The sequence below is a fragment of the Ruegeria sp. CK2 genome, from assembly GCF_056536585.1.
Genome location: NZ_JBQFPW010000006.1, coordinates 66,347 through 91,697 on the forward strand (window position 1 = coordinate 66,347; position 25,351 = coordinate 91,697).

Genomic DNA, 25,351 nt, shown 5'->3' on the forward strand with positions numbered 1-25,351 from the left:
GAAATATCTGATCCCTCAAAATCCCGCTGCGCTGCCAGCGGGATTTTTTCACGGTAGCGATGCGTGTACGATGCAGGACGGGCAACGTAAGCTTACGCCGCAATTCGCCCAATTAGCCGGTCATGTTCCGTATCGTGTCATGATTATTGAACCGATTTGCCTGCTGGCTTACGGTTGTGCAGAAATCTCGTTGCAAAGATCGAAACTGCGGAAAGGAGCAGGCGGCATGATTGCCTACGTCACCGTCGGTGCTGATGACATCGCTCGCGCGAAACTGTTTTACTCTGCGTTCCTACCGGCCCTTGATTACGGGCTGGAGGAGGGTCCTGAGGGCCTAAGCTATGCGCTGCCAGTTGAACCGGGTCAGTCCGTCGCTCTGCCTGAATTCTACGTCAAACCAACTTTCGATGGACGTCCCGCCTCGGCTGGGAACGGGGCGATGGTCGCGTTTGAGGCGCGCAGTCAAAAGCAGGTTCGGGACCTTCATTCCGCCGCCCTTGCCGCAGGTGGTTCTGACGAGGGTCAGCCGGGCTTCCGCGCCTTGTATGGGCCTAACTTTTATGTTGGCTACCTTCGCGACCCTCAAGGTAACAAGATCGCGCTCTTCTCCAGCGACCCGAACGAACCCGGACGAGACGATTAACGCAGTTTACCTGGGTGGCGAAAGCGCGAAGTTCACGTGTCAGAAATCTGGGCCACGCGGCAAAGGTTCGTTGGCGTAGTGTGACCTAACTTTCTTGTTTTGCGCCACTATAATCCTTGCTTGAAAGCAATGCAGTGGCTGAAGGTTTTTATATCCCGCGACAGAAGCCATTTACAGCGTTGCAGAGGAACGGCGAAATGGGCTTACGCAAGACATTCCATGCTTCTTAGAAAACCGCGTCCGGTCACCCCTGCCCTTCGACCAACACCTTCAGATTATCCAGCCCACGCTCATAATCGCCGCCAACCCATTTATCCATCATCAGCCCCATCCAGCGTGACATCGGGTTCAGGCCCAGATCGGATTCGAAGCCCCAGGTTACCTGCGTCTCGGATCCTTCAGCCTGCAAAACGAACGACGCCTCGGCCGCCCCCATCGGGCCGAAATCCAGTGCGGTTTTTACTCGCTGGTTCTCTACGCTTTCCATGATCTCTTGTGATCCCGTGCCAACCTGGGGATGATCCGAACTCCAGTTCAGAATATTGCCGACCCCGGCATCCGGTCCGCTATAAGACAGCTTGGTTTCTGGATCGCGTGACAGCCAGGGTGACCACTTCTCCGTCTCTTGCATCGAGTTCACGTAGGGAAAGATCACTTCGGGCGGTGCATCGATGGTGATGCTGCGCGAAACCTCGGCCTTGCCCGGTAGCAGATAAGACACCCCGACCAAGACCAGAACGATAACAAGCAGGGTGACGAGAAGTCGCTTAATCAATCTCATGATATGATCCGATTCTAGTGCAGTTCCTGCAATCATACCAAAAAATGACACGAAATCAGAGGTCTGATCCGCGTCACTCGAGCTCGGGCATGTTTGCGCCTAATCAGACCGTGACAAATTTCTTGTGCAACGGATCGTAGCATTGCAACCCGCCCTCACCGATATCGGTCCAGAGCCCGTGCAGGCTGAGCGCGCCATCTTCGACCGCAGAAGATACAAATGGAAAGGTCATCAGGTTTTCCAGCGAAGCAACGACAGCCTGGCGTTCAAGCTGCCTGGCTTGTTCGACGCCGTCTTCTACATCAGCGACCAAATCGTATTTCGGCTTCAGGATATCCATCCAGCGGCCAACAAAGCTTTCCTTGGCTTCCAACTGTGGCGCCTGACCCTTGCACATGTCGATACAGCCTTGGACACCACCACATTGGGAATGGCCCAGAACGATAAGATGCGCGACTTTCAGCGCGGTCACCGCGTATTCGATTGCCGCACTGGTCCCGTGGTGATCGCCATCCGGCGCGTAAGGCGGGACCAGATTGGCAATGTTGCGGTGAATAAAAAACTCGCCCTGATCTGCGCCAAAGATCGAGGTGACATGCACCCGGCTGTCACAACAAGAGACCACCATTGCGCGGGGACGTTGTCCTTCATCCGCCAGACGCCGATACCAGACCTGATTTTCGGAATATGTGGTGGCCTTCCAGCCATGGTACCGTTTGACCAGATAGGTCGGCAGAGGTTTGGCAAAGTCCATTGCAGTGTCCCTGTTTTTGTCGCTGCCGGATGCTCTAAACCGAATTCAACGAAAATTCGAGCCATTATCCGGCTTCACTGCAAGGTTTTGCAAAGGAAGTTATCGCCAATATCGAACCCGCGCCGTGGGGGCGTAGAAACTGGGGTGAATGTGGTGGATAAGATTATCACACTTGAACACAAGGAATCCGTCCGCGTCGATCCGGATCGGCTGAGCGGTCTGTACCGGCAACTGGGCGACAAGAACGCATTGGACGTGCTGTGCCGCACTATTGAAGAACTTGCGGTTCGGCTATCGAATTGCGAACGCTTCTGGCGACGCCGTGACTGGGCCGGGCTGCGCAAATGCGCCAAATCGCTGGTCGCAATTTCAGAACAGATCGGCATGATGGCGCTGGCCCGGGTTGCAAGCGACGTGGCCCGTTCGGTTGATGCAGGGGACGCGGTCGCTGCAGGCGCGACGCTGGGCCGGTTGATCCGGGTGGGCGAACGGTCGCTCACAGCCATCTGGGATCAGCAAGACCTTTCCGTCTGACGGGGGTTGCAGGCGGATCAGGGGTGACTAGTCTGGGCGCGGATTGAACCAACCGAGACGCCCATGACCCTGTCCTTTGTCCCGCCTACTGACCTTTCGATGCCGCTGCACGTGATTGCGCAGCCTGATCTGGAGGGCTGGCTGCAGAACCAGCCGGAGTTGGTGCAATCATGGATTGCAGCAAACGGATTTACCGGCGCGATGGGCCAGGCTCTACTTGTGCCGGGTGCAGATGGTGCAGCCGAAATGGCCCTGGCCGGATATGGGTCCGAGGCAAAGCGAGCGCGCAAACGCTTTCCCCTGGCCGCGGCGGCCGAAGCCCTGCCAGAAGGTAGCTATCACATTGCGTCCGGTGTATCCGGGGATCAGTTGGAAACAGAGTGCCTTGGATGGCTGATGGCCGGTTACGCCTTTGATCGCTATGCCACCCAATCCGCCAGCACAGCGGGTTTGGTTGCCCCGGACGGCATTGATGCCAGACGGATCGAAACACTCGCCAACGCTGAAGCTTTGACGCGTGATCTGATCAATACGCCTGCATCGGATATGGGTCCGGATCAATTGCAAGTGGCGGTCGAGGCCCTGGCGGACGAGTTTGGTGCAACCTGTAATGTGATCCGTGGCCAAGCGCTGTTGGACCAGAATTTCCCGATGATTCATGCAGTGGGGCGTTCGGCGACTCAGGCACCACGCTTGATCGACATGTGCTGGGGTGCCAGCGGACCGAAGTTGACGCTCGTGGGCAAAGGTGTGTGTTTCGACACGGGTGGTTTGAACCTGAAACCAGGTGCGTCGATGGGCTTGATGAAAAAGGACATGGGCGGTGCCGCCAACGTGCTGGGTCTGGCTCGCATGATCATGGCGCTAGAGCTGCCTTTGCAATTGCGAGTACTGATCCCCGCCGTCGAAAACTCGGTGGCGGGTGATGCATTCCGGCCAGGGGATATTCTGACCTCTCGCAAGGGCTTGACGGTCGAAATCAACAACACCGATGCTGAGGGGCGACTTGTGTTGGCCGATGCGCTGACCCTGGCTGATGAAGGGCAACCCGATCTGGTGATCTCGATGGCGACCCTGACAGGCGCAGCGCGTGTCGCGGTCGGCCCCGATCTGGCGCCGTTCTACACTGATGATGACGCGGTTGCAGGGGCGTTGTCCCAGGCCGGCACACCGGCTGCCGATCCGGTCTGGCGGATGCCGTTTCACGATCCTTACGAGGCGATGATCGAGCCCGGGATTGCCGATCTGGACAATGCTCCGTCGGGCGGGTTTGCTGGCTCGATCACCGCGGCGCTGTTTTTGCGCCGATTTGCCAGAGACAGCCGCTATATGCATTTCGACATCTACGCGTGGCAACCCAGCAAAGCGCCCGGGCGCAGCAAAGGCGGGCTGGGTCAAGGCCCGCGCGCAATACTGACGGCATTGCCCGAGATTTTAGGCTTGTGACCGCTCGGCGCATCATACAACCGGTCGTGGACTTGCGGCGAACGCCAGACGGTCCACGTGATCGTCAGTTGCTGTATGGCGATACAGTAAAGGTAGCCGAGCGTGCAGCCGGCTGGAGCTGGGTCACGTCGGACAAAGACTCATATACCGGCTGGGTTGCCTCAGAACATCTGGGATCAACGCTGTCAGAGACCCATTGCATCACGGTACCCGCGACGCATGCTTATGAGCGGGCTGATATGAAAAGCCGCGATCTGACGTCCCTGAGTTATGGTAGCAAAGTAAAGATGCTGTCGGAACAGAACGGATTTCTGGAAACTGAATTGGGGTTTATCCCCTCAGTTCACTGCGCGCCGATCACGGAAAAAGCAGCCGATCCCGTCGCTGTCGCCGAACTGTTTCTTGGCACGCCTTACTTGTGGGGGGGAAATAGCCGGTTCGGGTTGGATTGTTCCGGGCTGGTGCAGGTTGGTTTGCTGGCCTGCGACATCGCCTGCCCCGGTGACAGCGGTGAACAGGAACGTGTATTGGGCGCGTCGGTGCCAGATGAAACACCCGCCAAACGCAGTGATCTGTTGTTCTGGAAAGGACATGTGGCCTGGGTGTCCGGACCCAACATGTTGCTACACGCCAACGCCCATCATATGGCGGTCGCGTTTGAACCGATGGATCAGGCCATTGCCAGAATTCAGGCACAAGGCGACGGTCCGGTGACCGCGCATAAACGGCTTTAGTCCGTACTGACAGACCGGATCAGTTTACGCTCTAACACCCGCAGAACGGTCCGCAGATCATGCCCGCGTTTCAGGATGCGACCATCCATCCCGACGACTGAATACATCCCTTGTTTGGATCGCAGGCGCGGGTCTTTCTCGACCCGGTAAATCGGATGTTCCGCAGTGCGCCGGAAGATCGAGAAAATCGCCATGTCACGCAGGTTTGAAATACCATAGTCCCGCCATTCTCCGGCGGCGACCATGCGGCCATATACCGATAGAATCTGAGACATCTCTCGCCGATCGAAGGCCACCGGCATCTGCGCCGGGCTTGCAGAGAACCGGCTGGGAGGCTGCATATTCATACCCCCAGCCTTGCCGGAAAATGCGATTGAATCAAGCCTGATGGGCCATGTCGCAGTATTTCGATTGAAGGTGTTACCGACGACCAACCTGACGACAAATCAGGATCACGGGCAGCAGGCCGACTGCCAGAATGACCAGCGACGGCACAGCGGCGCCTTCAAGACGTTCGTCAGAGGCCAGCCGGTAGGCCTGTACCGCGAGCGTATCAAAGTTGAACGGGCGCATGATCAGCGTCGCGGGCAGCTCTTTCATCACATCAACAAATACGATCAGCAGGGCTGTTAGCAGCGAAGGGGTGAGAATGGGTAAATGCACGCGGCGCAAAGTGCCCAGCGGCGATTGCCCCAATGATCGCGCCGCCGCATCCATATTCGCGTGAACGGTACTTTGGCCGCCTTCATAGGCGCTGAGTGCGGCCGCGAGAAAGCGCACCATATAGGCCGCGACCAACAGCCAGATCGATCCGGTAACCAGCAACCCGGTCGACACATCAAACGTGCCGCGCATCCAGGCATCCAGCGCATTGTCGAATCCGGCAAAGGGAACGATCAGGCCCACGGCAATAACTCCGCCGGGCACGGCATAGCCGAGGCGTGCAATATAGGCGGCCGCCGAAGATACGCGCCCTGGTCTGAGGCGTTGAAAAAACCCGATGCAGATGGCCGCAGAAACCGTAACGACGGCTGCGGTACCTGCCAAAATCAAAGAGTTCCGGATGAAGCCCAGATAGCGTTGCGACAACAGGTTCTGTTCCGAATGCAGACCCATTTCGACCAACACAATCACCGGCAGAAGAAACCCGAACAAAACCGGAATGGCACAGAGCGCAAACGCCCCAACCGCACGCCAGCCCGTCAGTTGAACCGCCGGCTGCGCCACGTGTTGTTTACCTGCATGATAGTATTTTGCCTTGCCGCGCTGGCTGCGCTCAGTAACGGCCATGATTAGTGCAAATGCCAGCAGCCCCAGCGCTAGCTGCGCCGCCGCGGCGCGATCCGCCATTGAAAACCAGCTGGTATAGATCCCGGTGGCAAAGGTCTGAACACCGAAATAAGACACCGTGCCGAAATCAGCGATGGTTTCCATCACCGCCAACAGCACACCCCCGGCAATCGCCGGACGCGCCATGGGCAGTGAGATGCGCTTGAACGCCAGCCACGGATTGTTGCCCAGCGCTCGTGCCGCCAAAAACGCTGTGGCGCTTTGCTGCAGGAACGCAGCGCGGGCCAGCAGGTAGACATAGGGGTAGAGCACAAGGATCAGCATCACAGCCGCGCCCTCGGTCGACCGGATCTCGGGGAACCAATAGTCGCGTGGGCCCCACCCGGTGATATCCCGCAGGGTCGATTGAACGATGCCAGGGTGATCCAGAATAAAGGTGTAGGCATACGCCAGAACGTAAGCTGGAAAGGCCAATGGCAGGATCAGAACAATTTCAAGAAACCGAACACCAGGGAAACGCGTCATCGTCACCAGCCAAGCGGCACCGGTCCCGATACAGAAGGTGCCCGCCGCCACCAAAGTCACAAGGATCAGCGTGGTCGCGGTATAGCGAGGCAACACAGTTTGCATCAGATGCGAGATCGTGTCTGTTCCACCGGTCAACGCCGCCAGAACCACAGCCACCATCGGCAACAGGCAAACTGCAGCCACGCAATAAGAGCCCCCAGCCAAAAGCCGGGTACCCCGTGCGCCGCGATTGCGTGATCCGTTTTGTGAGTATTCGATCTGGGCCATTCGTCCTGTTTGTATTGGCGCGCCTCATGCGCCCTGCCTTAATCGACCAATTTCGTCGGAATTTCCAGCGCCAAAGCGTCTCAGGCCAGGTCACGAGGGCGCAGCAATGACAGGTTCTCGAAAACGACCTTCCAGTGCAGAGTGTCATAAGATGCACGCAGACCAGTGGGCCAAAACGGGTCTTGGTGTATCAGTTGATCGATCTCCGACGGATCGCTGTCACCCACCAGCCAGATGCCGCCAGCCCCAGCCCCAGTGCTATCGAACAGAGGCCCTGCGGCAGCGATTTTATCTTTATGCGCCTTTAAGAAGTTCAGGTGTTCAGCCATGTGGTCGCGACGAATGTCGGGATCGGCGTGGGGGTTGTCTTTGAAAAGGATAATATGTGCCATGCGTCTCCTCCGTTTGGATGTAGGCACATTGAACCCGCATAGATGCTGATTGAATGCGGAACTTGTCCGACTTAACCTGCAGAAAGGCCGGACATGAACTGGGACGACCTTCGATATCTGATTGCGCTAAACCGCCGGGGCAGCTTTGCCGCAGCTTCGGCAGAACTGGGCCAAGATGAAACAACAGTTGCGCGCCGGGTTCGCAGGTTGGAACATGCCCTTTCGGCTCAACTATTGTTTCGAGATGCAGTTGGAAAACAACGGCTTACCGAGCTAGCTGAAAGGCTGGTTGCCCATGCCTTGCATATGGAAACGGAAACCCGCCATATGGCAGAGCTGGCTGGTATGGATCAACGCCGCCTGGTTGGCACTGTTCGGGTAACGGCTGTTCCTGTTGTCGTTGACCGGATATTGGTGCCCGCCTTTCGCGGATTTCAGCAACACTATCCCGACATCACGCTGGAACTGGTGCCAGAAGGCAGAAACCTAAGCCTCACCCGTCGAGAGGCGGATCTGGCGTTGCGATTGGGTCCACCCAAAGCAGGGGGATCTGATACCCTCGCGCAGCGCATCGGATGGTTGGAGTTTGGCCTTTACAGATCGTCGATCACAACAACGCCGTGCGAGCCGCCCCAGTGGGTCCTGTACGACACAGCCCATGCCTATCTGGAGCAGGCGAAATGGATGAGCGCGCAATCTGACCGGCATTCGGTGGCCACCCTACGCGTGGTGGATTTGAATACCGCCATCGAAGCCGTCGCGAATGGTCTGGGGCAGAGCCTATTACCGATTGCCGCCTGCCAACACGATACCCGTTTGCGCCAAATAGGCACCCTGCCCGTTCCAGACGCCCCAAGACGCCCTGTCTGGTTGCTGTCACACAGGGATCAGAGCCATCTGAAAACGATTCAGGCGGTGAAGGAATGGTTGTCAAACATCAGCTGGGGCGCGTCAGTGCAGATTGAAGATCATTCGTAGACACGCTGATCTTCGATCACAAGCCCATCCTTGGGAAGGCTTCCTGGGGCCACGACCTCGACCGCGCCTTTCAGTTTCAGCACTTCAGCCACCGATTTGGCGTAGGCTAGGTCGTTCTCGCACGGGCTTTCAATCTGAACCGTCATCGTATCCATCTCACCCTGACGGGCGGCAATGACGCGGGCCTTGACGATCTCATCATGCTTGTTGACCAACGCGGCAACCTGTTCCGGGCGCACAAACATGCCTTTGATCTTGGTGGTCTGATCGGCACGTCCCATCCAGCCCTTGATGCGCATATTGGTGCGTCCACACGGTGATTGGCCGGGCAGCATCGCCGACAAGTCACCGGTTGCAAACCGGATCAACGGGTAGTCGGGGTTGAGCGAAGTCACGACAACCTCGCCAACCTCACCCAGGGCCACGGGGGTTCCGGTTCCGGGGGTCACGATTTCGATGATCACATGCTCATCAATGATCATCCCGTCCATCGCGGCGCTTTCATAGGCGATGTTGCCCAGATCGGCTGTCGCGTAACATTGCAGGCAAGAGATTCCTCGATCAGCATAGTCCTGACGCAGGGATGGGAATAGTGCACCACCGCCAACGGCAGCTTTGGAAAAGTTCAGGGCCACGCCCATGTCATCAGCCTTGTCCAAAATCACCTTCAGGTAATCTGGCGTTCCCGCGTAAGCCGTGCAGCCAATGTCGCGCGCGGCCGTCACCTGCAGCTCGGTCTGTCCGGTTCCGGCTGGCAAAACAGACGCGCCAACCGCACGGGCGCCGCTTTCAAAGATCATCCCCGCAGGGGTCAGATGATACCCAAAGCAATTCTGAACAATGTCCGCTGCTCCCACGCCCGAAGCGTGCAAGAAACGCCCCATCCGCCACCAGTCATGGTCAGTGCTGCCTGGCTCATAAATCGGCCCGGGTGATTGAAAGACGTGGTGGAAATGCTGCGCCGGTTTCACAGTAAATCCGCCAAAAGGGGGCCGTTCGGCCTGCGCCCGGCTTAGGTCTGACTTGCGCAAGACAGGCAAGACCGGCAGATCATCCGCGGATCCAACGGCATTTATATCCGCATCCGCTAAATGCGCCGCAAAAGCCGGGGCCGAGGTTACTCGCTTAAGCTGCTCGCGCAGCGCTACGGCCTGATCGGAGGCGCGTTCGTCTGCCGAGCGCGTTTCGAGAGCATCGAAATAAGTCATCGCCATATCCTCCATTCCCTCACAACCATCTTTTGCGACGGCGATAAGACCGCACGTCGCGAAAACTCTTACGGCCTTCGTCGGACACCCCAAGATAGAATTCCTTCACATCCGGGTTCTCGCGCAACTCCGCAGCCGGGCCATCCATCACAACGCGCCCTGATTCCAGGATGTATCCGTAGTGGGCAAACCGAAGCGCGACGTTGGTGTTCTGCTCTGCCAGCAGGAAGGACACGCCCTCTTTTTCATTCAGATCTTTGACGATGCCGAAAATCTCTTCGACCAGCTGCGGCGCCAGACCCATCGAGGGTTCATCCAGCAGAATGGTTTCCGGCCGCGACATCAGCGCACGGCCCATCGCCACCATTTGTTGTTCACCGCCCGAGGTATAGCCCGCCTGAGATCGGCGACGTTCCTTGAGGCGGGGGAAATAGGTATAGACCAGCTCCAGATCCTGCTGGATCGCAGCTTTGCCGTCCTTGCGCGTATAGGCGCCGGTCAGCAGGTTTTCTTCAACTGTCAGATGTTCGAAACAGTGGCGGCCCTCCATCACCTGTATCACGCCTTTTTCCACCAGATCGGCCGGGTCGCTTTCATGCACACTGGTCCCGCGATACTTGATCGAGCCTTTGGTGACTTCGCCACGTTCGGAATGCAGCAGGTTCGACACCGCCTTCAGCGTCGTTGTCTTGCCCGCGCCATTGCCACCTAGCAGCGCGGTGATGCCGCCCTTGGGCACATTCAGGCTGACGCCTTTCAGCACAAGGATCACATGGTTGTAGATCACCTCGATGTTGTTGACTTCCAGCAGGGTTTCCGCCTGCACGTCAGTGGTGTGTGCCGCATCCAGCATCAGCGCATATCCTCGTGCGTGTGTCGGGTTCGGAGCGGCGGTCAGCCGCCGCCCCGTATGGTTTGGCGCTTTAGTTGCAGCGCGATTCGATCTTGTTTTCCGCCGCATAAGCTGCGGAATCCTCATCGATGAGGCTACCAATCACGTCGCCATCTGTTGCTTTAAAGTCCGAGATCAGCGTCCAGGTCTTGTTCGCCGCATCCCATTGGGTCACACCAACCAGAGCGTCACCACCGTGGTTTTCACATGAGACCGAGAACGTTGGACCGAAGTTAGGCAGGCCTAGCTCAGCCATCTTGGCCTCGGACATCTCAAGCGCTTCCATACCATCACGCATGTCTGCCGGAGTAATTTCGGCGTTGCCAGAAATTTCCTGCGCTTTCTTGATGGCTTCGGCGGCCAGAACAGCAGCGTAAAGACCACGGTTGTACAGAACCGTGCCAACCTGATCACCCGCGCCAGCAGCTTTGCCAGCATCGACCACGTGCTTTTGCAGATCGTCAAAAACCGGGAAATCCGTGCCCACATTGTGGAACGTCAACGCCTTGTACCCATTGGCGGCTTCGCCCGCGGGCAGCACGTCGTTTTCCGAACCTGACCACCAGATACCGATGAAGTTTTCCATCGGGAAACGGATGTTGGCGGCTTCCTGTACGGCAACCTGGTTCATTACGCCCCAGCCCCACATCAGAACATAGTCGGGCTTGTCGCGGCGGATCTGTAGCCACTGGGACTTCTGTTCCTGACCCGGATGGTCGACCGGCAGGGCTGCCAGTTCAAATCCATGCTTCTTGGACAGCTCTTCCAGCGTGCGGATGGGTTCCTTGCCGTAGGCCGAGTTGTGGTAAACCAGCGCGATTTTCTTACCGCTCAGATCCCCTCCGTTTTCCTCAAGCAGATAATTCACTGCACCCGAGGCTCCGTCCCAGTAGTTGGCCGGATAGTTGAACGTGTGGCTGAACACGTCGCCGTTCTTAGCGGAGGTCCGACCATAACCCATCGTGTGCAGCGGGATTCCGTCAGCGGTCACTTTGGGGATCAGCTGATAGGTAATCCCGGTCGACAGCGGCTGATAGACCAACGCGCCTTCGCCTTTGGTTGCCTCATAGCATTCAACACCTTTTTCGGTGTTGTAGCCGGTCTCGCATTCGACCATACGAACCGGAACACCGCCGATACCGCCATCGCGCTCGTTCAGCAGGGTGAAATAGTCATTATAGCCATCCGAGAACGGGATACCGCCAGCCGCATAAGGCCCGGTGCGATAGCTGAGATCGGGGATCACAAGATCCGCGACAGCGGGTCCTGCGGCCATCAGGGCGCTCAGCGCCATGGTTGCCAGTTTAGTCTTCATCGGGTGTCTCCTCCCTTGATTGATCCGACGTTGTCTTCGGGCTTGCCGCCCGTCTTTTGATTGGGCCTGCCCCGCTAGTGGGGGAACGGCCAGAGTCTGAGTTTCTCTTTCGCGACGCGCCACAGCTGCGCCAGCCCGTGCGGCTCGAGGATCAGGAACATAACGATCAGGGCGCCGACGATCACCAGCTGCAGATGCGCAACGATATCGGTGGGCCAGCCCAGAACATCGACACCGACAACTTTCAGGACCACCGGCAGCAACACCAGGAAAGCCGCGCCAGCAAAGGACCCAAAGATCGAGCCCAATCCGCCAATGATCACCATGAACAGCACCAGGAACGATTTCTGGATACCAAACACCTCACCCACCTCGACCGCGCCGAGGTAAACGGCAAAGAACAGCGCACCGGCAATCCCGACAAAGAACGAACTGACAGCAAAGGCGGTGAGTTTTGCCTTCAGCGGGTTCACTCCAATGATCTCGGCCGCGATATCCATGTCGCGGATTGCCATCCAGGTCCGCCCTGTGGTGCCGCGGGTCAGGTTGCGTGCAAGGACCGCACATAAGGCGAGGAAAATCAGGCAGAACAGATAGGTCGCCCAGGCTGGCGCATTCGGGCCAGTGATGATGATGCCAAACACATCGCGCTCGGGCGCGTTGATCTGACCCGAGGCCGAGTAGTTGTAGAACCACGGCACCCGGTTAAAGAGCCAGACCAGAAAGAACTGCGCCGCCAGTGTGGCCACGGCAAGGTAAAAACCTTTGATCCGCAACGATGGTAAGCCAAACAGCACGCCAACGACGGCCGTTATCCCACCGGCCAGCAACACATGGATGAACATGCTGACATCCGGAAAGGCCGTCATCAGCTTGTAGCAGGCATAAGCCCCCACGGCCATGAACCCGCCGGTCCCAAGGCTGACCTGCCCGCAATACCCAACCAGAATGTTCAGCCCGATCGCCGCGATGGCGTAAATCAGGAACGGCAACAACAGTGCATTGGCCCAATAGTCGTTGATGATGAACGGGATGATCCCAAAGGCCACTGCCAGCACGACATAATACCGATACCGGTCAAACTTGATCGGGAAAGTCTGGCTGTCATCTGTATAGGAGGTTTTGAAATCTCCGGCCTCACGATAGAACATGTCTTACTTTCCCCATTCTTCCTGCGCCCGGTTCCGGGTCGCGGCATCCAGCTGTTTCGACCCCTTGGCGTAACCGCTTGCCTCGGTGGCGCGCACCAGTTTCATGTAGGCCATGACGCCCGTCACCAACCCGGCAAAGGCCAGGACCGCAGCAATCACCAACTGGCTGTCGCTAAGATCATCCGTGGTCAGAGCGATGTACCCAAAAGCCCAAAAGCCCGCCCATGCAATCACGTTTATGATGGCAATCAGCTTGGTCACGACCTACACCCTCTCGATGATCTTCTCGCCGAACAGACCCTGAGGCCGGAACACAAGGAAGATCAACGCCAGGACATAGGCGAACCAATTCTCGGTCGCGCCGCCGACCAGCGGGCCGATGGAAAACTCGAACAGTTTCTCACCCACACCGATGATCAAACCGCCAACAATCGCGCCTGGGATCGATGTGAATCCACCCAACATCAAAACTGGCAGCGCCTTGAGCGCGATCAGCGACAGCGAGAATTGAACGCCTGACTTGGTGCCCCACATGATGCCCGCGACCAAGGCAACGAAACCGGCAACCGACCAGACCATGATCCAGATGAAGTTCAGAGAGATACCCACTGACAGCGCGGCCTGATGGTCATCCGCCACCGCGCGCATCGCCCGGCCCTGCTTGGTATACTGGCTGAACATCACCAGCGCGGCCACCAGCAGCGCAGCAATCACCGTCGCCACGATATCCAGATTGTCGATGAAGAAGCCGTAGCCAAAGATGTTGAACGTCGCCTCGTCCAGCCACAGGTTGATGCCCTGCGGCAGACCGACATCCAGTGTCTTAATCTCGGACCCCCACATCAGGTCGGCCACGCCTTCGAGGAAATACGCCAGGCCGATCGTCGCCATGAACAGGATGATCGGTTCCTGCCCGACCAGATGGCGCATTACAAATCGCTGCACTGCCCAGGCCAGAACCACCATCACGGCCATGGTCAAAAGGATCGCCGCCAGTGCCGGCACGTTCCAACCGAAGTAGTGGATATGGGTCCCGAAGGTCGCGTTGATCAGATGCGCAAACGGCACCTGACCGTTCATGATTCCAACCAGCGTCATCGCCGCAAATAGGGCCATAACCCCTTGCGCATAATTGAATATCCCCGACGCCTTGTAGATCAGCACAAAGCCCAGCGCGACCAGAGCATACAGCACCCCGGCCATCAGACCGTTGAGGATGACCTCCATCGCAAACACGAGTTGTTCAGGCATGCCAGCCCCTCCCCAATTTCGCCCAGAGCTTAGTCATGGCTGACCCCCAGATAAGCGTCGATGACTTCCTGATTGTTGCGCACCTCGTCCGGCGTGCCGTCGCCGATCTTGCGCCCGTAATCCATCACAACCACCCTGTCGCTAAGGTCCATCACCACACCCATGTCATGCTCGATCAGGGCGATCGTGGTGCCGAATTCATCATTCACATCCAAGACAAAACGGCTCATGTCCTCTTTCTCTTCGACATTCATGCCCGCCATCGGCTCATCCAGCAGCAAAAGCTTGGGTTCCGCCGCCAAGGCGCGCGCCAGTTCGACGCGTTTTTTCAGGCCATAGGGCAGACGTGACACCGGCGTCTTGCGGATGTGCTGGATTTCCAGAAAGTCGATGATCTTTTCAACGGCTTCGCGATTCTCGGTCTCTTCCGCTTCGGCCTTACCTTTCCATAGCGCCTGCTGAAAAATGTTGGTCTTCATGTAGTTCAAGCGCCCGGTCATAACGTTGTCCAGAACGCTCATGCCTTCGAACAAGGCGATGTTCTGGAACGTTCGAGCGATGCCCTGACGCGCGACCTCATAGGGACGCATTTGCGGGCGTGGGGCCCCGTGGAACCAAACCTCACCCTCTTGCGGGACATAAAACCCCGAAATCACATTCAGCATCGAGGACTTGCCAGCCCCGTTTGGACCAATAATGGCACGAATCTCGCCTTCGCGAATGTCGAACGAGATATCCTTGATCGCCACCACGCCGCCGAACCGCAGCGTGATGTTCTTCATCTCCATCACCACGCCGCCGATCTGGCGGCCATCCTCGGTGACATATCCATCAGCTGCATCAAGCATGTGTGGCTCCTTGAACTACACGAAAACGGGACGGTGGGCGGGGCGATGACCGCAGGTCGAGCGGCGCACCTCCGACACTCATTCCGCCGCAACCTTATGCTGTGCCACCGCGACAACCGGCGCATCAACGATTTCAAGCGTTGCGCTGATCGAGCCTTTGCGGCCGTCCTCATAGGTCACTTCGGTGGTGGTCGAGACACTCGAAGATCCGTCATACAAAGCCGCGATGATGTCAGCGTATTTGTCCTCGACAAATCCACGGCGCACTTTACGCGTGCGGGTGATCTCACCATCATCCGCATCCAGCTCCTTGTGCAGCACCACAAAGCGATGCACCTGACAGCCCGACAGCATTTCGTCGGCAGCAACAGATTTGTTCACCTCTTCCACGTGGGATTTTATCGTCTCTAACACACGGGTATTGGCCGTCAGTTCCTGATAAGACCCATAGGCAATGTTGTTGCGTTCTGCCCAATTCCCAACCGCGGTCAGGTCAATATTGATGAAGGCGACACAGCGATCTTTGCCGTTTCCAAACAGCACAACTTCCAGAATATCGGGATAGAACTTCAGCTTGTTCTCGACATATTTCGGCGCGAACATCGAGCCATCGGCCATTTTACCAACATCCTTGGCCCGGTCGATGATGCGCAGATGGCCTGATCCCTCTTCTATGAACCCCGCATCACCCGTGGCAACCCAACCCTCGGCATCCTTGGTCGAAGCCGTGGAATCGGGGTTCTTGAAATACTCCACAAACACACCCGGCGAGCGATAGTAGATCTCGCCTGTATCATCGATCTTCAGCTCGACATCCGGCGCTGGCACGCCGACCGTGTCGGCCCGCACTTCGCCATCCGGCTGGACAGTGATGAATACCGTGGCTTCGGTCTGGCCGTAGAGCTGTTTCAGGTTGATGCCCAAAGACCGGTAGAAATCAAAGATTTCTGGCCCAATGGCTTCACCCGCCGTGTACCCGACGCGAAAACGGCCGTACCCCAAAGTGTCCTTGAGCGGCCCGTAAACCAGCATATTGCCCAGCGCGTATTTCAAACGGTCACCAAAGCCAACCGGCTTGCCATCCAACAACAACCCACCAACTTTCTTGGCATGGGCCATGAAGTGGTGGAACATCCGCTGCTTAAGCTTGCCTGCGTCTTCCATGCGGATCATCACGTTGGTCAGCTGAGTTTCGAATACGCGCGGTGGGGCAAAGAAATAGGTCGGCCCGATCTCACGCAGATCGGTCATCATGGTTTCCGCACTCTCGGGGCAGTTCACGCAGAACCCACACCAATAGGCCTGACCGATAGAGAAGATGAAGTCGCCGACCCACGCCATCGGCAGATAAGACAGGATGTCTTCGTCCCGCTTGAGATGATCGAAATCCGCCGAGTTCTTGGCGCTTTCAATCACATTCCGATTCGACAGCACGACACCCTTGGGCTTGCCTGTCGTGCCCGAGGTGTAAAGCATGACGCAAGTGTCGTCATAGGTGATCGCGGAAATGCGTTTGTCCAGCTCCGCATCAAAGCGGGCGTGACCTGCATTCCCCTCAGCCATGATGTCTTCAAGCGCATTCATCTGGGAATGATCGTATTTCCGCATCCCCCGCTTGTCGGTATATAGGATGTGTTTGATCTGGCTTAGGTTTTCCTGAATCTCGATGACTTTATCGACCTGCTCCTGATCACCGCAGACGACATATTTCGCGCCGCAATGCTCCATCACATAGGCCATCTCTTCGGCCACCGCATCCTGGTACAGCGGCACCGGAACCGCACCAACCATTTGTGCAGCGACCATAGCCCAGTAATGCGCCGGACGGTTACGCCCGATCACGGCGATATGGTCACCTTTCTCGACGCCAACTTCCAGAAAACCCAGGGCAAGCGAGCGCACTTCGGCAGATGTCTCAGCCCAGCTCCAGCATTGCCAGATTCCGAATTCCTTTTCCCGGTACGCCGGGGCGTCCCCGAATTGTGCCGCATTGCGATGTAGCAGCGCCGGAAGAGAGTGCATCCCTTCAGCGCCCGACTGCGTCTGAGCCAATCTTTCTCTCCTCCCCATCCAGCCCTTCCTCTAGGCCGGAAACGGCGGACCCGGAACACAGCCCGGACGCCAACGCCCCGATTAGGGACAGCTGCACGATCAGCGTCAACTTTTTCCTGATGTTTTCTCAATTCTTACGAATTGTAACAGGTGTGGAGAGGCGATCTTTTGATCTGAGCAAAACTTACAACTCGCAAAACTCTGGGGATAAGCGAAACGTCGGTCTGCACCGGGCGTGATGTCAAGCTTCGGCCGTGAGGTTGATGAGGTTGGAGATTGGGTATTGATACGAGGCGCGTCGAATGTCTCGCTCGAGCCCTGAGCTACTTCATGCTCCCAAACTTTCTATTCAAGTATCTAACGGTCGGCACACCAAGATACACTATCCAAAATAGCCAAATCCAGATCACAATACTTGCAACGAGGACATCACGATTTGGGAATGTAGAGGTTGCAAAGATCAACAACAAAAAGAACGCGAAATGCGACGCCAACAGGAAGACGAATGCCCGCACTGAGTTTTGCTCAAGCTCTCCTTCGAGGTTAAAAAACAAGTTTTTCAACGTTTCAGTCTCCGGTCCACCAATTAGTCATACACACTCTACCTCAAATGGTAGCAAAGTCCGCTAGCCGGACCTTGATGCCGTCTGCACCGACCCGATGATCAATTAAACCGTCAGATGACCGGTTCGAGCCCAAACTGATGTTGCACGGTGGATCAACGGTTGAATGGTATTGCAAGGCGCGCATTGGCTGGTTTGTTTTGATCTCTTTTGTATCGACCAAGACTGCCTATCACTCGTTGGGGTCAATTAAAGCTGGGCGCAGGCCTCCATAGCGCCTGAAATAGCCTCTTCTGTTGTGGCAATGTCGTCTCCAGTAAGCGCCAGGGACTGTAGAACTTCATTGGAGCCTTGAAGATGCCGTCACGCCGCAGTGATATATTAAACATTCTCTGAAATTCTGCGTTGGTATTAAGGGTATCTCGATAGTCATCTATTGGCCCTGCAGAAAATACGATATCGAAGAGAACGGGGTCGCCAACGACCACCGCGGGAATGCCCTCCTTCTTGGCCGCACTTTCAAGAGACGTCATCAATCTCCGACCTGCCTGTCGCAGGGTATCATAAGCGGCCTCCCGTTTCAGTATTTCCAAGGTCTTCAAACCTGCCGCTGACGCCACCGGGTTGCCACTCAGCGTACCTACCTGAAACGTGAACTTTTCTTGACCCACCTTCTCAATGTCGAAGTGCGACATCACCTCGGACGTGCCAGCAATCGCAGCTAGCGGGAAGCCTCCTCCAATCACTTTACCCAATGTGCAAAGATCAGGCGTGACACCATAGAGTTCCTGCCCTCCGCCCAATGCCAACCTGAACCCGGTAACAACCTCATCAAAGATCAAGACAATCCCATAACGGGTCGTCTCCTCGCGCAGTGCTTCCAGAAATCCCGGGACAGGCGGGATCAGTCGCTGCAGGGGCTCGACAATGACGCCCGCCAGTGTGTCGGCATGTTCTGCAATGATTTGCCGGGCAAAGGTGATGTCATTGAAGGGTGCCACGATTACGCCATCGCGCGTACTCTGCGGAATGCCTGCTGAATCTGGCACGGGCATCGGAAAGTTGGCGAGACTCTGGGGGGCCATACTCATCAATGCCTCGCCCGACATGCCGTGATATCCACCTTCAAACTTCAGGATCAGATCGCGCCCCGTATGCGCGCGTGCCAGACGCAAGGCGTACATGTCAGCCTCTGATCCGGTTGAAACATAGCGCAATTGATCTGCACAGGGCACCGCATCGCAGATGACTTCCGCCAATTCGATACCCACGGCGTTTGACGTGAAAAATGTCGCGCCGTCAGCCAGTTGGGCCTGCACAGCCTCCATGACTTCGGGATGGTTATGCCCCACCAACATCGGACCTGAACCGATCAGGAAATCGATATACTCATTTCCGTCCTCATCCCAAACACGTGATCCACGTCCCTTTTTGAGAATAACTTTTGGATCATAGTTCCCGAACCCACCGGCGGGCAGCACCTTTTGTGCCCTTTCGCGCCACTCTTGCTGACTTGTCTGCGTCATGTGGTTCTCCTGCAGTGCGTCTTTGGTCAAAGTTTCGGCTTGACCAGAGATGAAAAGCAATGAAGAAAATCAGGTGGTTTGATGAAGCTCTCTCAGGTAAAATGATGTCTGAAGGCCCCTTTCTAGATTTACGTCACCTCAAGATGATCCGTGCGATCGCGGAACACGGGCGTGTCAGCGATGCAGCAGAAGCCTTAGGCGTCACACCGTCCGCACTTTCGCATCGTATCAAAGAGGCCGAACGGCGGCTTGATCTGGTGCTGTTTACACGCATACACAAGCGATTGCGCATGACCCCGGCGGCAGAATACCTGGCCGATGTGGCGGATCGGGTTTTGTCCGAAATGGACCGTGCAGAAGGCGATGTGCGACGGATGGATCGCGGAGTTGAACACGTCGTTCGCATCGCGGTTGAGGCTTACAGCTCGTATCACTGGCTGCCCGGGTTTACCAAGTATCTGCAAACCCACCTGCCCGGTGTCGAGCTTCAGGTTATGGCAAGTGTCACCCGCGAACCGGTTCGCGCACTGACCAACCGAAACGCCGATATTGTGGTGACGTCAGGGAGTAGAGTCCCGATCGGCACGCATCGGATTTCACTGTTCCAAGATGAGCTGATGTTTATCTTTCCGCCCAATCACCCGCTTGCCAGAAAGGCCTATGTTGAAGGGGACGACATCGAAGGTGAGGACTTTATCACCTACACGCTGACGCCAGAACCTGACCGCGAGTTTGCCCGCCTCTTTCGCCCATCAGGCAGGTATCCGCGCTGGACGGCGATGGTGGAGATGCCCGAAGCCATCGTTGAATTGGTCGCGGCCGGTCAGGGTAGCAGTGTCCTAGCAGGTTGGGCTGTGCGCCCTGCAATCAAGGCGGAGCGCATCATCGGCGCGCGCGTCGGCAAAGACGGTATAGAAGTGCCCTGGGGTGCGCTAATCCGCTCAGAAGATAAGCACGCGGGGCCCATTCTGGATGTGGCCGAAGCCCTTGCCCAATGGTCATCGATCAATGGTGGTTTTGGCTAGGATCGCAATCTGTCGTTGCGCGGATCGTAGACATGAGGCGAGTGGCGAGTGGCAGTGCGCATCACTCCGAACGCCTGAACGAAACAGGTGCCGCCCATCTCCAGCGTACCGTTTTCCACGTACCCAAGCGCCAGAAGCTTCCCCGTTCGATACCCCATCGAGACGGAAGTAAGGTACCCAATGGCTCGACCCTCTAGGATGATGGGGTCGGAAGGTAGCGGCTCTGGTCCGGGGTCGTTGACTTCCAGCCCTATGAAAGCCCAGTCTGCCTGTCGCATTGCTTGTTGCGCTACGGCAGTGCAACCCGTGAAGTCAGCTTTGCCAATTTTGGCAAATTTGGACAGGCCCGCATCAAACAGCGTATATTCGGTCCCAAAATCCGCACCCCAGCCATGATACCCCTTTTCTATCCGCATCGCATTAAGCGCATAGGAGCCAAAATTGCAGATGCCGTGCGCGGTACCTGCCTGCCAAATCGCATCATAGAGAAGTGTCAAATGGGCTGAGGCGACATGCAACTCCCAGCCCAATTCCCCAACATAGCTTACACGCATCGCCGTGACGGGAACGCCTGCAATATTGATCTCGGCGACGCTCATCCATGGCGCGCTGGTCGCACTCAGGTCGGCCTTCGTCAGCGACTGCAAAAGTTCGCGTGACTTTGGCCCCATCACCAGCAATGCGCCGTCCTGAGAATAGCCCTTGGTCAATATGGCATCGGCATCACCCAGCGCGGCTGAGAGCCAGTCAAAGTCACGGTCGACTGCCATCGTTGGGCCGCACAACATGAATTTGTCGTCAGCCAGTCGGGCAATTGTTGCTTCAGACCAGATATGGCCCAGCGGGGTCAACGTGTAAGACAGGCGCACGCGACCGACGGGGGGCAGTGTGCCGCAGATCACCATGTCCAGCACCTTGGCTGCTTCTGGCCCTTCTAGGGTAAACTTGGTGAAACCGCCGTGGTCCATCACGCCGACATGGTCGCGCACGGTCTCACATTCGACCCGTACCGCATCCTGCCAGGGCTCATGGGCAAAGCTCAGTGCGTGGGCATCGCTTGCCTGATCGCGATTGAACCAAAAGGCGCGCTCCCAGCCGCCTATCTGGCCAAAGACAGCTCCCTGCTGGGCCAGAAGTTCATAAAGTGGGGTTTGGTTGACGGGACGACCGGTTTCCATAATCCGATGCGGATAAGGGATCGCGTATTGCAAATCATAGTGCTCTGACGCGCGCGCAGAAGCGTACTCTTGTGTAGTCCATGAACCAAACCGGCGCGGATCCCAAGCAGACAGATCCCATTCGGTCTCGCCTACCGTCAGCCATTCAGCCATGGCTTTGCCAATCGCGGCGGAATGCGTGATGCCGATCTGCACACCTGTCGCGTGATAAAAGTTGCGAACACCCGCCGCTGGACCAACCAAGGGCAACGCATCAGGCGAATAAGGGATCGGTCCATTGACAAACCGCTGGGCGCCCGCCTCGGCAAGCAGCGGCACATGAGATGCCGCCACCTCGAACACGGCCATCATCCCGTCGATGTCATCGGCAAAGAGCTGATGGTCAAAATCTTGGGGCACGCCGTCTCGCCAGACCGGGCGGCCTTTGTGCGCGTAAGAGCCGAGCAGCAAGGCATTGCGTTCGCGACGCAGATAAAAGCGAATGTCAGGGTCCCGGATGAGGGGGAAGACGGCCGTGTCTTTTTCTAATGCAGCCAGTGGGCTAGTCACCATGTATTGGTGTTCCAGCGTAACCACTGGCACATGCATCCCCGCCATCGCCGCAATCCTTGCGCCGTTTGAGCCTGCGGCATTGATGACAGTGCACGCAATAAGTGTGCCAGAAGGTGTCTCAACCTCCCATTCCCCAGATCGACGCTGGTGCAACCCCGTGACGGTCGTAAACCGCTTCACCTCCGCCCCCATGGCGCGGGCATGTTTCGCCAAGGCCTGGGTCAACTGGCTTGGGTCGATGTCGCCCTCGTACGGGTCAAGAACGCCGCCTAGAACAGTGTCGTCTGCTTTCCAATAGGGATGCATCTGCTCAATCTCAATGGGGTCGAGCATCGCCAGGTCAAAGCCTGCCGACCGCGACACACCGCAAAGATGCCGAAAAAGCTGCATGCGTTCCGGTGTATGCGCGGGCCAGATTGCCGACGTGTGGCGGTAGGTGATTGGCGCGTCAGGGTTATCGGCAAGTTCTTTGTAAAGTCGCCACGCGTAGTTACCCGCGCGCATGCCCAGCCAAGAATTGGCGTAGGTTGGGATGTTTCCAGCAGCATGCCAGGTTGACCCGGCCGTCAGTTCGTTCTTTTCCAGCAGAACGGTGTCGGTTATGCCCGCTTTGGCCAGATGATATAGGATGGCTGCACCGACCGCGCCCCCACCAATGACGACAACCTGCGCATGGGTCCGCATTCAGTGCGCCTCCAGCAATCTTCCGAATCCATGGATCGGATCAGTGATCCCGACCGTGCGCAGCGTCTGCCAGTAAACAGCTGCATTGCAGGCCACGATGGGTTTGCGATGTTCCGCTTCAAGTTCGGCGATCATGGCCACCACCGGCAATGCGGTCCCGACTTGCAAGATGACGTCACACTCGGACGCAGCGACCGCAGCGAAGACCGCGCGAATGTCGTCCAACGGGGTTTCGCAGATTGCGGGCAGTGACGGTGCCTCAGTGCCCTTGATGGCGACCACCTCAAACCCGGCACTTTCGGTGTTTGCTTTCACTACCGCGTCCACTTCGGCGTTAAACGGCGTGACAATGCCAAGGCGCTTTGCACCCAGCGCACGCAAGCCCTGGTAGTCCGCCTGAGAGGCCCCGTGCACCGGAATCCCAACTTGCCGTGAAACTTCTGCACAACGCTTCGCCAGCTTGTCCGGCCCGCCGGGGCCTGCATCTGTGGTCAATCCAACCGCAATTGCCAATGGCGCGCAGTCCATCAATTTAGCCGCTTCATCCGGCAAATCGCCCGACACTGCATCGCCGCCCAATCGAAAACGCTGCATCTGATTGGTCACACCTGGCGGGCGCAGCAGCTCCATTTCAGGCTGCACTACAGTGTTCATAGCTGGCGTCATGACGCCAATCACCGCGCGGGGGGCGAGAGTATCAGCCATTCTGTGCCTCCTTGAGAAATTCGTTCAATCCAATCATGCCGCCAATGTAGATCGCATCCCCGACGATCCGTTCCATCTCATCTGCGACGTCGGGGGCGCAGTCGAAATGGCTTTCCCAAACGCCCAATGTCTGACCCGTGTGCGTGATGGGGAAGAAGCGATGGGTTGAGATATAGGTGCCCACCGGTAGCGGACTTTCAATGATATCGTAGGTGTAAAAATACTCGGCGTCAGAATGGGCCAGCAGGGTTTCGCGAAAGACCGTACCGTCCGGGATCTCGAGCCTTCGAATGGTGCCGGTGGCCGTGGCGGCCCCGTTTTTCAGCGTTGCAGCCACCACCCCGGGGTTCCAGTCCACCACGCCGTCAAAGGCACGCACAGCAGCCCAGACCCGGTCAATTTCGGCATCTATAATCATACTTCGAAAAACGTGCATGGCGGCTCCTGTCATGGCTTCAGGCGAATAGGAAATTTTGCGCGGATACGTGCCTCTGCATCAGCGCTTAGGTGCGTGGGCGGTGGGGCGGCGAGGATTTCCGCTACGCGGCTGCGGGCTTGCTCCCAGATCGAGAGGCTGCCCGCGTCGACCCAGTCACCGACGCTCTGGCGGTCAGCAAGAGTGGGGTAGTGATAGTCAGATTTCATGCGGTTCAGCGTTTCGCTTTCACCCAGATAATGCCCATCATGGGTGACCACTCGTTCGACAGCTTCCAGATCAAGCGTGGCCTTACTCACTTCGATGCCTCGGATGGATCGTAGGATGGCACCACACATGTCATCATCAATAACCATCGCCTCTGGGCTGGCCACCATGATGGAACCGAGCATCCCCACAGAGAGGTTGATCATATCTGCCCCACCATGCCCGGCCAGCGCGACAGTGTAGCCTTTTTCATAACCGGCCTGCGCATCAACAAGCTTGGAGTCCGTCATTCCCGCCGAGACGGTTGAAGGTAGGCCAACATGTGACAGAAGCTGTGCTGCGGCGGCATTTGCAATCGCAGCCTCTCCGCCGCCTCCACTCATCGCACCTGTGCGCAGATCGGAAATGAACGGCATCAGTGCGTAGATGCAGGGCGCGCTTCTTTTGATGTTGTCAACCACCACCATCCCTGCGAGGCATTCCGCCAACCCCTGCGCTAACGCCCCTGCCAAAGTGACCGGACTGGTCGCTCCTGCTTGCCCAGCTGAGCATATCTGTGGGACCATGCCCGCCCGCACAGCTCTCTCTAGTATCACTATGCCTTCAGCCGCATAGGTAAGAGGTGGTACCACATGGACAATGACAGCCATGCAGAACGGTCTGTCGCGGAAGGCGCCAGGATGCCCAAGTGCGATGTCAAACATATCAACAATCGGATCGATATGGTCTGGGTCGCAAAAGCTGATGCCAATAGGTTTTGTCGTCGCCTTAAGGCAAGCAAACGCGGTGTTGACGTCAAGCTCTAGGGGATCGCTCAGATCTCGGGCCACGACAGGGCGCACCCCATAGTGGATGTTTGACGACGCATCCAACACACGCATCAGGTCGTACAGGTCGCTGAGCTGACTGTCCTGATAGTCCTCGGTCGCGGCATTGAGCACCTGAACAGCCGCTCCGCCGGTGCCGATGTGAACACGGCGGCCTCCGATCTGCAAATCCCTGTCAGGTGTGAAACCCGGCAATGTGACATGGCGAGGCGCCCGTTCCAACGCGTTTCGGATCATGTCTTCCGAGAAACACAACCGCCCATCCGCGCGGTGCCACGCCCCTGCTTTCAATGCACGCTGAGTTGCCATCTTTGGCAGCCCCGCCATACCCACTGTTGAAAGGATATCAAAAGCGTGGGCCACAATGTCTGACAATTCGAGCAGGGACAGCGGGCGCAAAATCCCACCAACGTGGAATGCCGGTGACGCATCCAGATGAATACCGTCTACCGTTTTACGTTGCTTTCGTATCCGTCTGACCACCAGCACACCTCAACGAAAGTATTAGAGCGCATATGGCTTGTGTTGAAAATTCAATAAAACGGCTATTATGGTGAGAGAGTTTCACCAATAGCTATACTGGA

24 protein-coding genes are annotated in these 25,351 nt (G+C 57.1%); 6 read left to right on the plus strand and 18 right to left on the minus strand.

Features of this window, described 5'->3' with window-relative positions; translation table 11 throughout:
* Positions 1 to 226: 226 nt before the first annotated feature.
* On the plus strand, positions 227 to 643 hold the full coding sequence (locus ACR0BU_RS11195) for a VOC family protein (RefSeq protein ID WP_480737494.1): 417 nt from the start codon (positions 227 to 229) through the stop codon (positions 641 to 643).
* Between the two features lie 244 nt (positions 644 to 887).
* Here the strand turns inward: ACR0BU_RS11195 and ACR0BU_RS11200 are convergent, their stop codons facing one another.
* Positions 888 to 1,424: an SRPBCC family protein gene (locus tag ACR0BU_RS11200; protein ID WP_480737493.1), complete on the minus strand. Its 537-nt coding sequence runs from the start codon at positions 1,422 to 1,424 to the stop codon at positions 888 to 890.
* Between the two features lie 103 nt (positions 1,425 to 1,527).
* Entirely contained in the window at positions 1,528 to 2,178 is a 651-nt protein-coding gene (locus tag ACR0BU_RS11205; RefSeq protein WP_298935815.1) for a carbonic anhydrase, read from the minus strand.
* Between the two features lie 144 nt (positions 2,179 to 2,322).
* On the opposite strand from ACR0BU_RS11205, the gene ACR0BU_RS11210 reads away from it, so the two are divergent.
* The 3 genes from ACR0BU_RS11210 (at position 2,323) to ACR0BU_RS11220 (ending at position 4,892) form a co-directional block, all read left to right on the plus strand.
* Positions 2,323 to 2,712: a hypothetical protein gene (locus ACR0BU_RS11210; protein ID WP_300071167.1), complete on the plus strand. Its 390-nt coding sequence runs from the start codon at positions 2,323 to 2,325 to the stop codon at positions 2,710 to 2,712.
* Between the two features lie 63 nt (positions 2,713 to 2,775).
* Positions 2,776 to 4,158: a leucyl aminopeptidase family protein gene (locus ACR0BU_RS11215; RefSeq protein WP_480737490.1), complete on the plus strand. Its 1,383-nt coding sequence runs from the start codon at positions 2,776 to 2,778 to the stop codon at positions 4,156 to 4,158.
* Positions 4,155 to 4,892: a C40 family peptidase gene (locus ACR0BU_RS11220; protein WP_298935818.1), complete on the plus strand. Its 738-nt coding sequence runs from the start codon at positions 4,155 to 4,157 to the stop codon at positions 4,890 to 4,892. Before ACR0BU_RS11215 ends, ACR0BU_RS11220 begins: the two co-directional genes overlap by 4 nt.
* On the opposite strand, the gene ACR0BU_RS11225 is transcribed toward ACR0BU_RS11220, so the two are convergent.
* The 3 genes from ACR0BU_RS11225 to ACR0BU_RS11235 form a co-directional block, all read right to left on the minus strand.
* Positions 4,889 to 5,239 (minus strand): DUF2794 domain-containing protein, encoded by a 351-nt coding sequence (locus ACR0BU_RS11225; protein ID WP_120634873.1) that lies wholly within the window; start codon positions 5,237 to 5,239, stop codon positions 4,889 to 4,891. The two genes, ACR0BU_RS11220 and ACR0BU_RS11225, sit on opposite strands and share 4 nt — an antisense overlap.
* Before the next feature lie 73 nt (positions 5,240 to 5,312).
* Positions 5,313 to 6,977: an ABC transporter permease gene (locus ACR0BU_RS11230; RefSeq protein ID WP_480737487.1), complete on the minus strand. Its 1,665-nt coding sequence runs from the start codon at positions 6,975 to 6,977 to the stop codon at positions 5,313 to 5,315.
* Between the two features lie 80 nt (positions 6,978 to 7,057).
* On the minus strand, positions 7,058 to 7,369 hold the full coding sequence (locus ACR0BU_RS11235) for a YciI family protein (RefSeq protein WP_480737485.1): 312 nt from the start codon (positions 7,367 to 7,369) through the stop codon (positions 7,058 to 7,060).
* Positions 7,370 to 7,462: 93 nt separating this feature from the next.
* On the opposite strand from ACR0BU_RS11235, the gene ACR0BU_RS11240 reads away from it, so the two are divergent.
* Positions 7,463 to 8,347, plus strand: a complete 885-nt coding sequence (locus ACR0BU_RS11240) for a LysR family transcriptional regulator (protein WP_480737484.1) — start codon at positions 7,463 to 7,465, stop codon at positions 8,345 to 8,347.
* Here the strand turns inward: ACR0BU_RS11240 and ACR0BU_RS11245 are convergent.
* The 9 genes from ACR0BU_RS11245 to ACR0BU_RS11285 form a co-directional block, all read right to left on the minus strand.
* Entirely contained in the window at positions 8,338 to 9,555 is a 1,218-nt protein-coding gene (locus tag ACR0BU_RS11245; protein ID WP_298935823.1) for a phenylacetate--CoA ligase family protein, read from the minus strand. The genes ACR0BU_RS11240 and ACR0BU_RS11245 overlap by 10 nt on opposite strands.
* A 19-nt stretch (positions 9,556 to 9,574) precedes the next feature.
* Positions 9,575 to 10,408, minus strand: coding sequence for an ABC transporter ATP-binding protein (locus ACR0BU_RS11250; protein WP_298935824.1), 834 nt, complete (start codon positions 10,406 to 10,408; stop codon positions 9,575 to 9,577).
* Between the two features lie 70 nt (positions 10,409 to 10,478).
* The gene (locus ACR0BU_RS11255; RefSeq protein ID WP_299081274.1) at positions 10,479 to 11,762 is read right to left on the minus strand and encodes an ABC transporter substrate-binding protein; all 1,284 of its coding nucleotides are present in this window, start codon (positions 11,760 to 11,762) and stop codon (positions 10,479 to 10,481) included.
* Positions 11,763 to 11,836: 74 nt separating this feature from the next.
* Positions 11,837 to 12,913: a branched-chain amino acid ABC transporter permease gene (locus ACR0BU_RS11260; protein ID WP_120634824.1), complete on the minus strand. Its 1,077-nt coding sequence runs from the start codon at positions 12,911 to 12,913 to the stop codon at positions 11,837 to 11,839.
* 3 nt (positions 12,914 to 12,916) lie between these two features.
* Positions 12,917 to 13,174 (minus strand): hypothetical protein, encoded by a 258-nt coding sequence (locus tag ACR0BU_RS11265; RefSeq protein ID WP_480737481.1) that lies wholly within the window; start codon positions 13,172 to 13,174, stop codon positions 12,917 to 12,919.
* A 3-nt stretch (positions 13,175 to 13,177) separates the two neighbouring features.
* Positions 13,178 to 14,164, minus strand: a complete 987-nt coding sequence (locus ACR0BU_RS11270) for a branched-chain amino acid ABC transporter permease (RefSeq protein WP_480737479.1) — start codon at positions 14,162 to 14,164, stop codon at positions 13,178 to 13,180.
* Between the two features lie 29 nt (positions 14,165 to 14,193).
* A complete protein-coding gene (locus ACR0BU_RS11275; protein WP_298935830.1) occupies positions 14,194 to 15,012 on the minus strand; it encodes an ABC transporter ATP-binding protein in 819 nt (272 codons plus the stop codon).
* 78 nt (positions 15,013 to 15,090) lie between these two features.
* Entirely contained in the window at positions 15,091 to 17,034 is a 1,944-nt protein-coding gene (locus ACR0BU_RS11280) for an AMP-binding protein (RefSeq protein ID WP_480737568.1), read from the minus strand.
* A gap of 838 nt (positions 17,035 to 17,872) precedes the next feature.
* Positions 17,873 to 19,153, minus strand: coding sequence for an aspartate aminotransferase family protein (locus tag ACR0BU_RS11285; protein WP_480737477.1), 1,281 nt, complete (start codon positions 19,151 to 19,153; stop codon positions 17,873 to 17,875).
* A 59-nt stretch (positions 19,154 to 19,212) separates the two neighbouring features.
* On the opposite strand from ACR0BU_RS11285, the gene ACR0BU_RS11290 reads away from it, so the two are divergent.
* Positions 19,213 to 20,178, plus strand: a complete 966-nt coding sequence (locus ACR0BU_RS11290) for a LysR family transcriptional regulator (protein WP_480737475.1) — start codon at positions 19,213 to 19,215, stop codon at positions 20,176 to 20,178.
* On the opposite strand, the gene ACR0BU_RS11295 is transcribed toward ACR0BU_RS11290, so the two are convergent.
* The 4 genes from ACR0BU_RS11295 to ACR0BU_RS11310 are packed head-to-tail and all read right to left on the minus strand — an operon-like array spanning position 20,175 to position 25,250.
* A complete protein-coding gene (locus ACR0BU_RS11295; protein ID WP_480737473.1) occupies positions 20,175 to 22,592 on the minus strand; it encodes a GcvT family protein in 2,418 nt (805 codons plus the stop codon). The genes ACR0BU_RS11290 and ACR0BU_RS11295 overlap by 4 nt on opposite strands.
* Positions 22,593 to 23,297, minus strand: coding sequence for a maleate cis-trans isomerase family protein (locus ACR0BU_RS11300; protein WP_480737472.1), 705 nt, complete (start codon positions 23,295 to 23,297; stop codon positions 22,593 to 22,595). It abuts the gene before it with no gap.
* Positions 23,290 to 23,733, minus strand: a complete 444-nt coding sequence (locus ACR0BU_RS11305) for an SRPBCC family protein (RefSeq protein ID WP_480737471.1) — start codon at positions 23,731 to 23,733, stop codon at positions 23,290 to 23,292. Before ACR0BU_RS11305 ends, ACR0BU_RS11300 begins: the two co-directional genes overlap by 8 nt.
* 11 nt (positions 23,734 to 23,744) lie before the next feature.
* Positions 23,745 to 25,250 carry a trimethylamine methyltransferase family protein gene (locus ACR0BU_RS11310; RefSeq protein WP_480737470.1) on the minus strand — a complete coding sequence of 502 codons (1,506 nt, stop codon included), beginning with the start codon at positions 25,248 to 25,250 and terminating at the stop codon, positions 23,745 to 23,747.
* Positions 25,251 to 25,351: the final 101 nt, after the last annotated feature.

Bases quoted from the DNA above. Each gene is read 5' to 3' on its own strand.
- ACR0BU_RS11195 (WP_480737494.1), top strand. From the start codon at position 227: ATGATTGCCTACGTCACCGTCGGTGCTGATGACATCGCTCGCGCGAAA.
- ACR0BU_RS11200 (WP_480737493.1), bottom strand. From the start codon at position 1,424: ATGAGATTGATTAAGCGACTTCTCGTCACCCTGCTTGTTATCGTTCTG.
- ACR0BU_RS11205 (WP_298935815.1), bottom strand. From the start codon at position 2,178: ATGGACTTTGCCAAACCTCTGCCGACCTATCTGGTCAAACGGTACCAT.
- ACR0BU_RS11215 (WP_480737490.1), top strand. From the start codon at position 2,776: ATGACCCTGTCCTTTGTCCCGCCTACTGACCTTTCGATGCCGCTGCAC.
- ACR0BU_RS11225 (WP_120634873.1), bottom strand. From the start codon at position 5,239: ATGAATATGCAGCCTCCCAGCCGGTTCTCTGCAAGCCCGGCGCAGATG.
- ACR0BU_RS11230 (WP_480737487.1), bottom strand. From the start codon at position 6,977: ATGGCCCAGATCGAATACTCACAAAACGGATCACGCAATCGCGGCGCA.
- ACR0BU_RS11235 (WP_480737485.1), bottom strand. From the start codon at position 7,369: ATGGCACATATTATCCTTTTCAAAGACAACCCCCACGCCGATCCCGAC.
- ACR0BU_RS11240 (WP_480737484.1), top strand. From the start codon at position 7,463: ATGAACTGGGACGACCTTCGATATCTGATTGCGCTAAACCGCCGGGGC.
- ACR0BU_RS11245 (WP_298935823.1), bottom strand. From the start codon at position 9,555: ATGACTTATTTCGATGCTCTCGAAACGCGCTCGGCAGACGAACGCGCC.
- ACR0BU_RS11250 (WP_298935824.1), bottom strand. From the start codon at position 10,408: ATGCTGGATGCGGCACACACCACTGACGTGCAGGCGGAAACCCTGCTG.
- ACR0BU_RS11255 (WP_299081274.1), bottom strand. From the start codon at position 11,762: ATGAAGACTAAACTGGCAACCATGGCGCTGAGCGCCCTGATGGCCGCA.
- ACR0BU_RS11260 (WP_120634824.1), bottom strand. From the start codon at position 12,913: ATGTTCTATCGTGAGGCCGGAGATTTCAAAACCTCCTATACAGATGAC.
- ACR0BU_RS11270 (WP_480737479.1), bottom strand. From the start codon at position 14,164: ATGCCTGAACAACTCGTGTTTGCGATGGAGGTCATCCTCAACGGTCTG.
- ACR0BU_RS11275 (WP_298935830.1), bottom strand. From the start codon at position 15,012: ATGCTTGATGCAGCTGATGGATATGTCACCGAGGATGGCCGCCAGATC.
- ACR0BU_RS11280 (WP_480737568.1), bottom strand. From the start codon at position 17,034: ATGCACTCTCTTCCGGCGCTGCTACATCGCAATGCGGCACAATTCGGG.
- ACR0BU_RS11285 (WP_480737477.1), bottom strand. From the start codon at position 19,153: ATGACGCAGACAAGTCAGCAAGAGTGGCGCGAAAGGGCACAAAAGGTG.
- ACR0BU_RS11290 (WP_480737475.1), top strand. From the start codon at position 19,213: ATGAAGAAAATCAGGTGGTTTGATGAAGCTCTCTCAGGTAAAATGATG.
- ACR0BU_RS11295 (WP_480737473.1), bottom strand. From the start codon at position 22,592: ATGCGGACCCATGCGCAGGTTGTCGTCATTGGTGGGGGCGCGGTCGGT.
- ACR0BU_RS11300 (WP_480737472.1), bottom strand. From the start codon at position 23,297: ATGGCTGATACTCTCGCCCCCCGCGCGGTGATTGGCGTCATGACGCCA.
- ACR0BU_RS11305 (WP_480737471.1), bottom strand. From the start codon at position 23,733: ATGCACGTTTTTCGAAGTATGATTATAGATGCCGAAATTGACCGGGTC.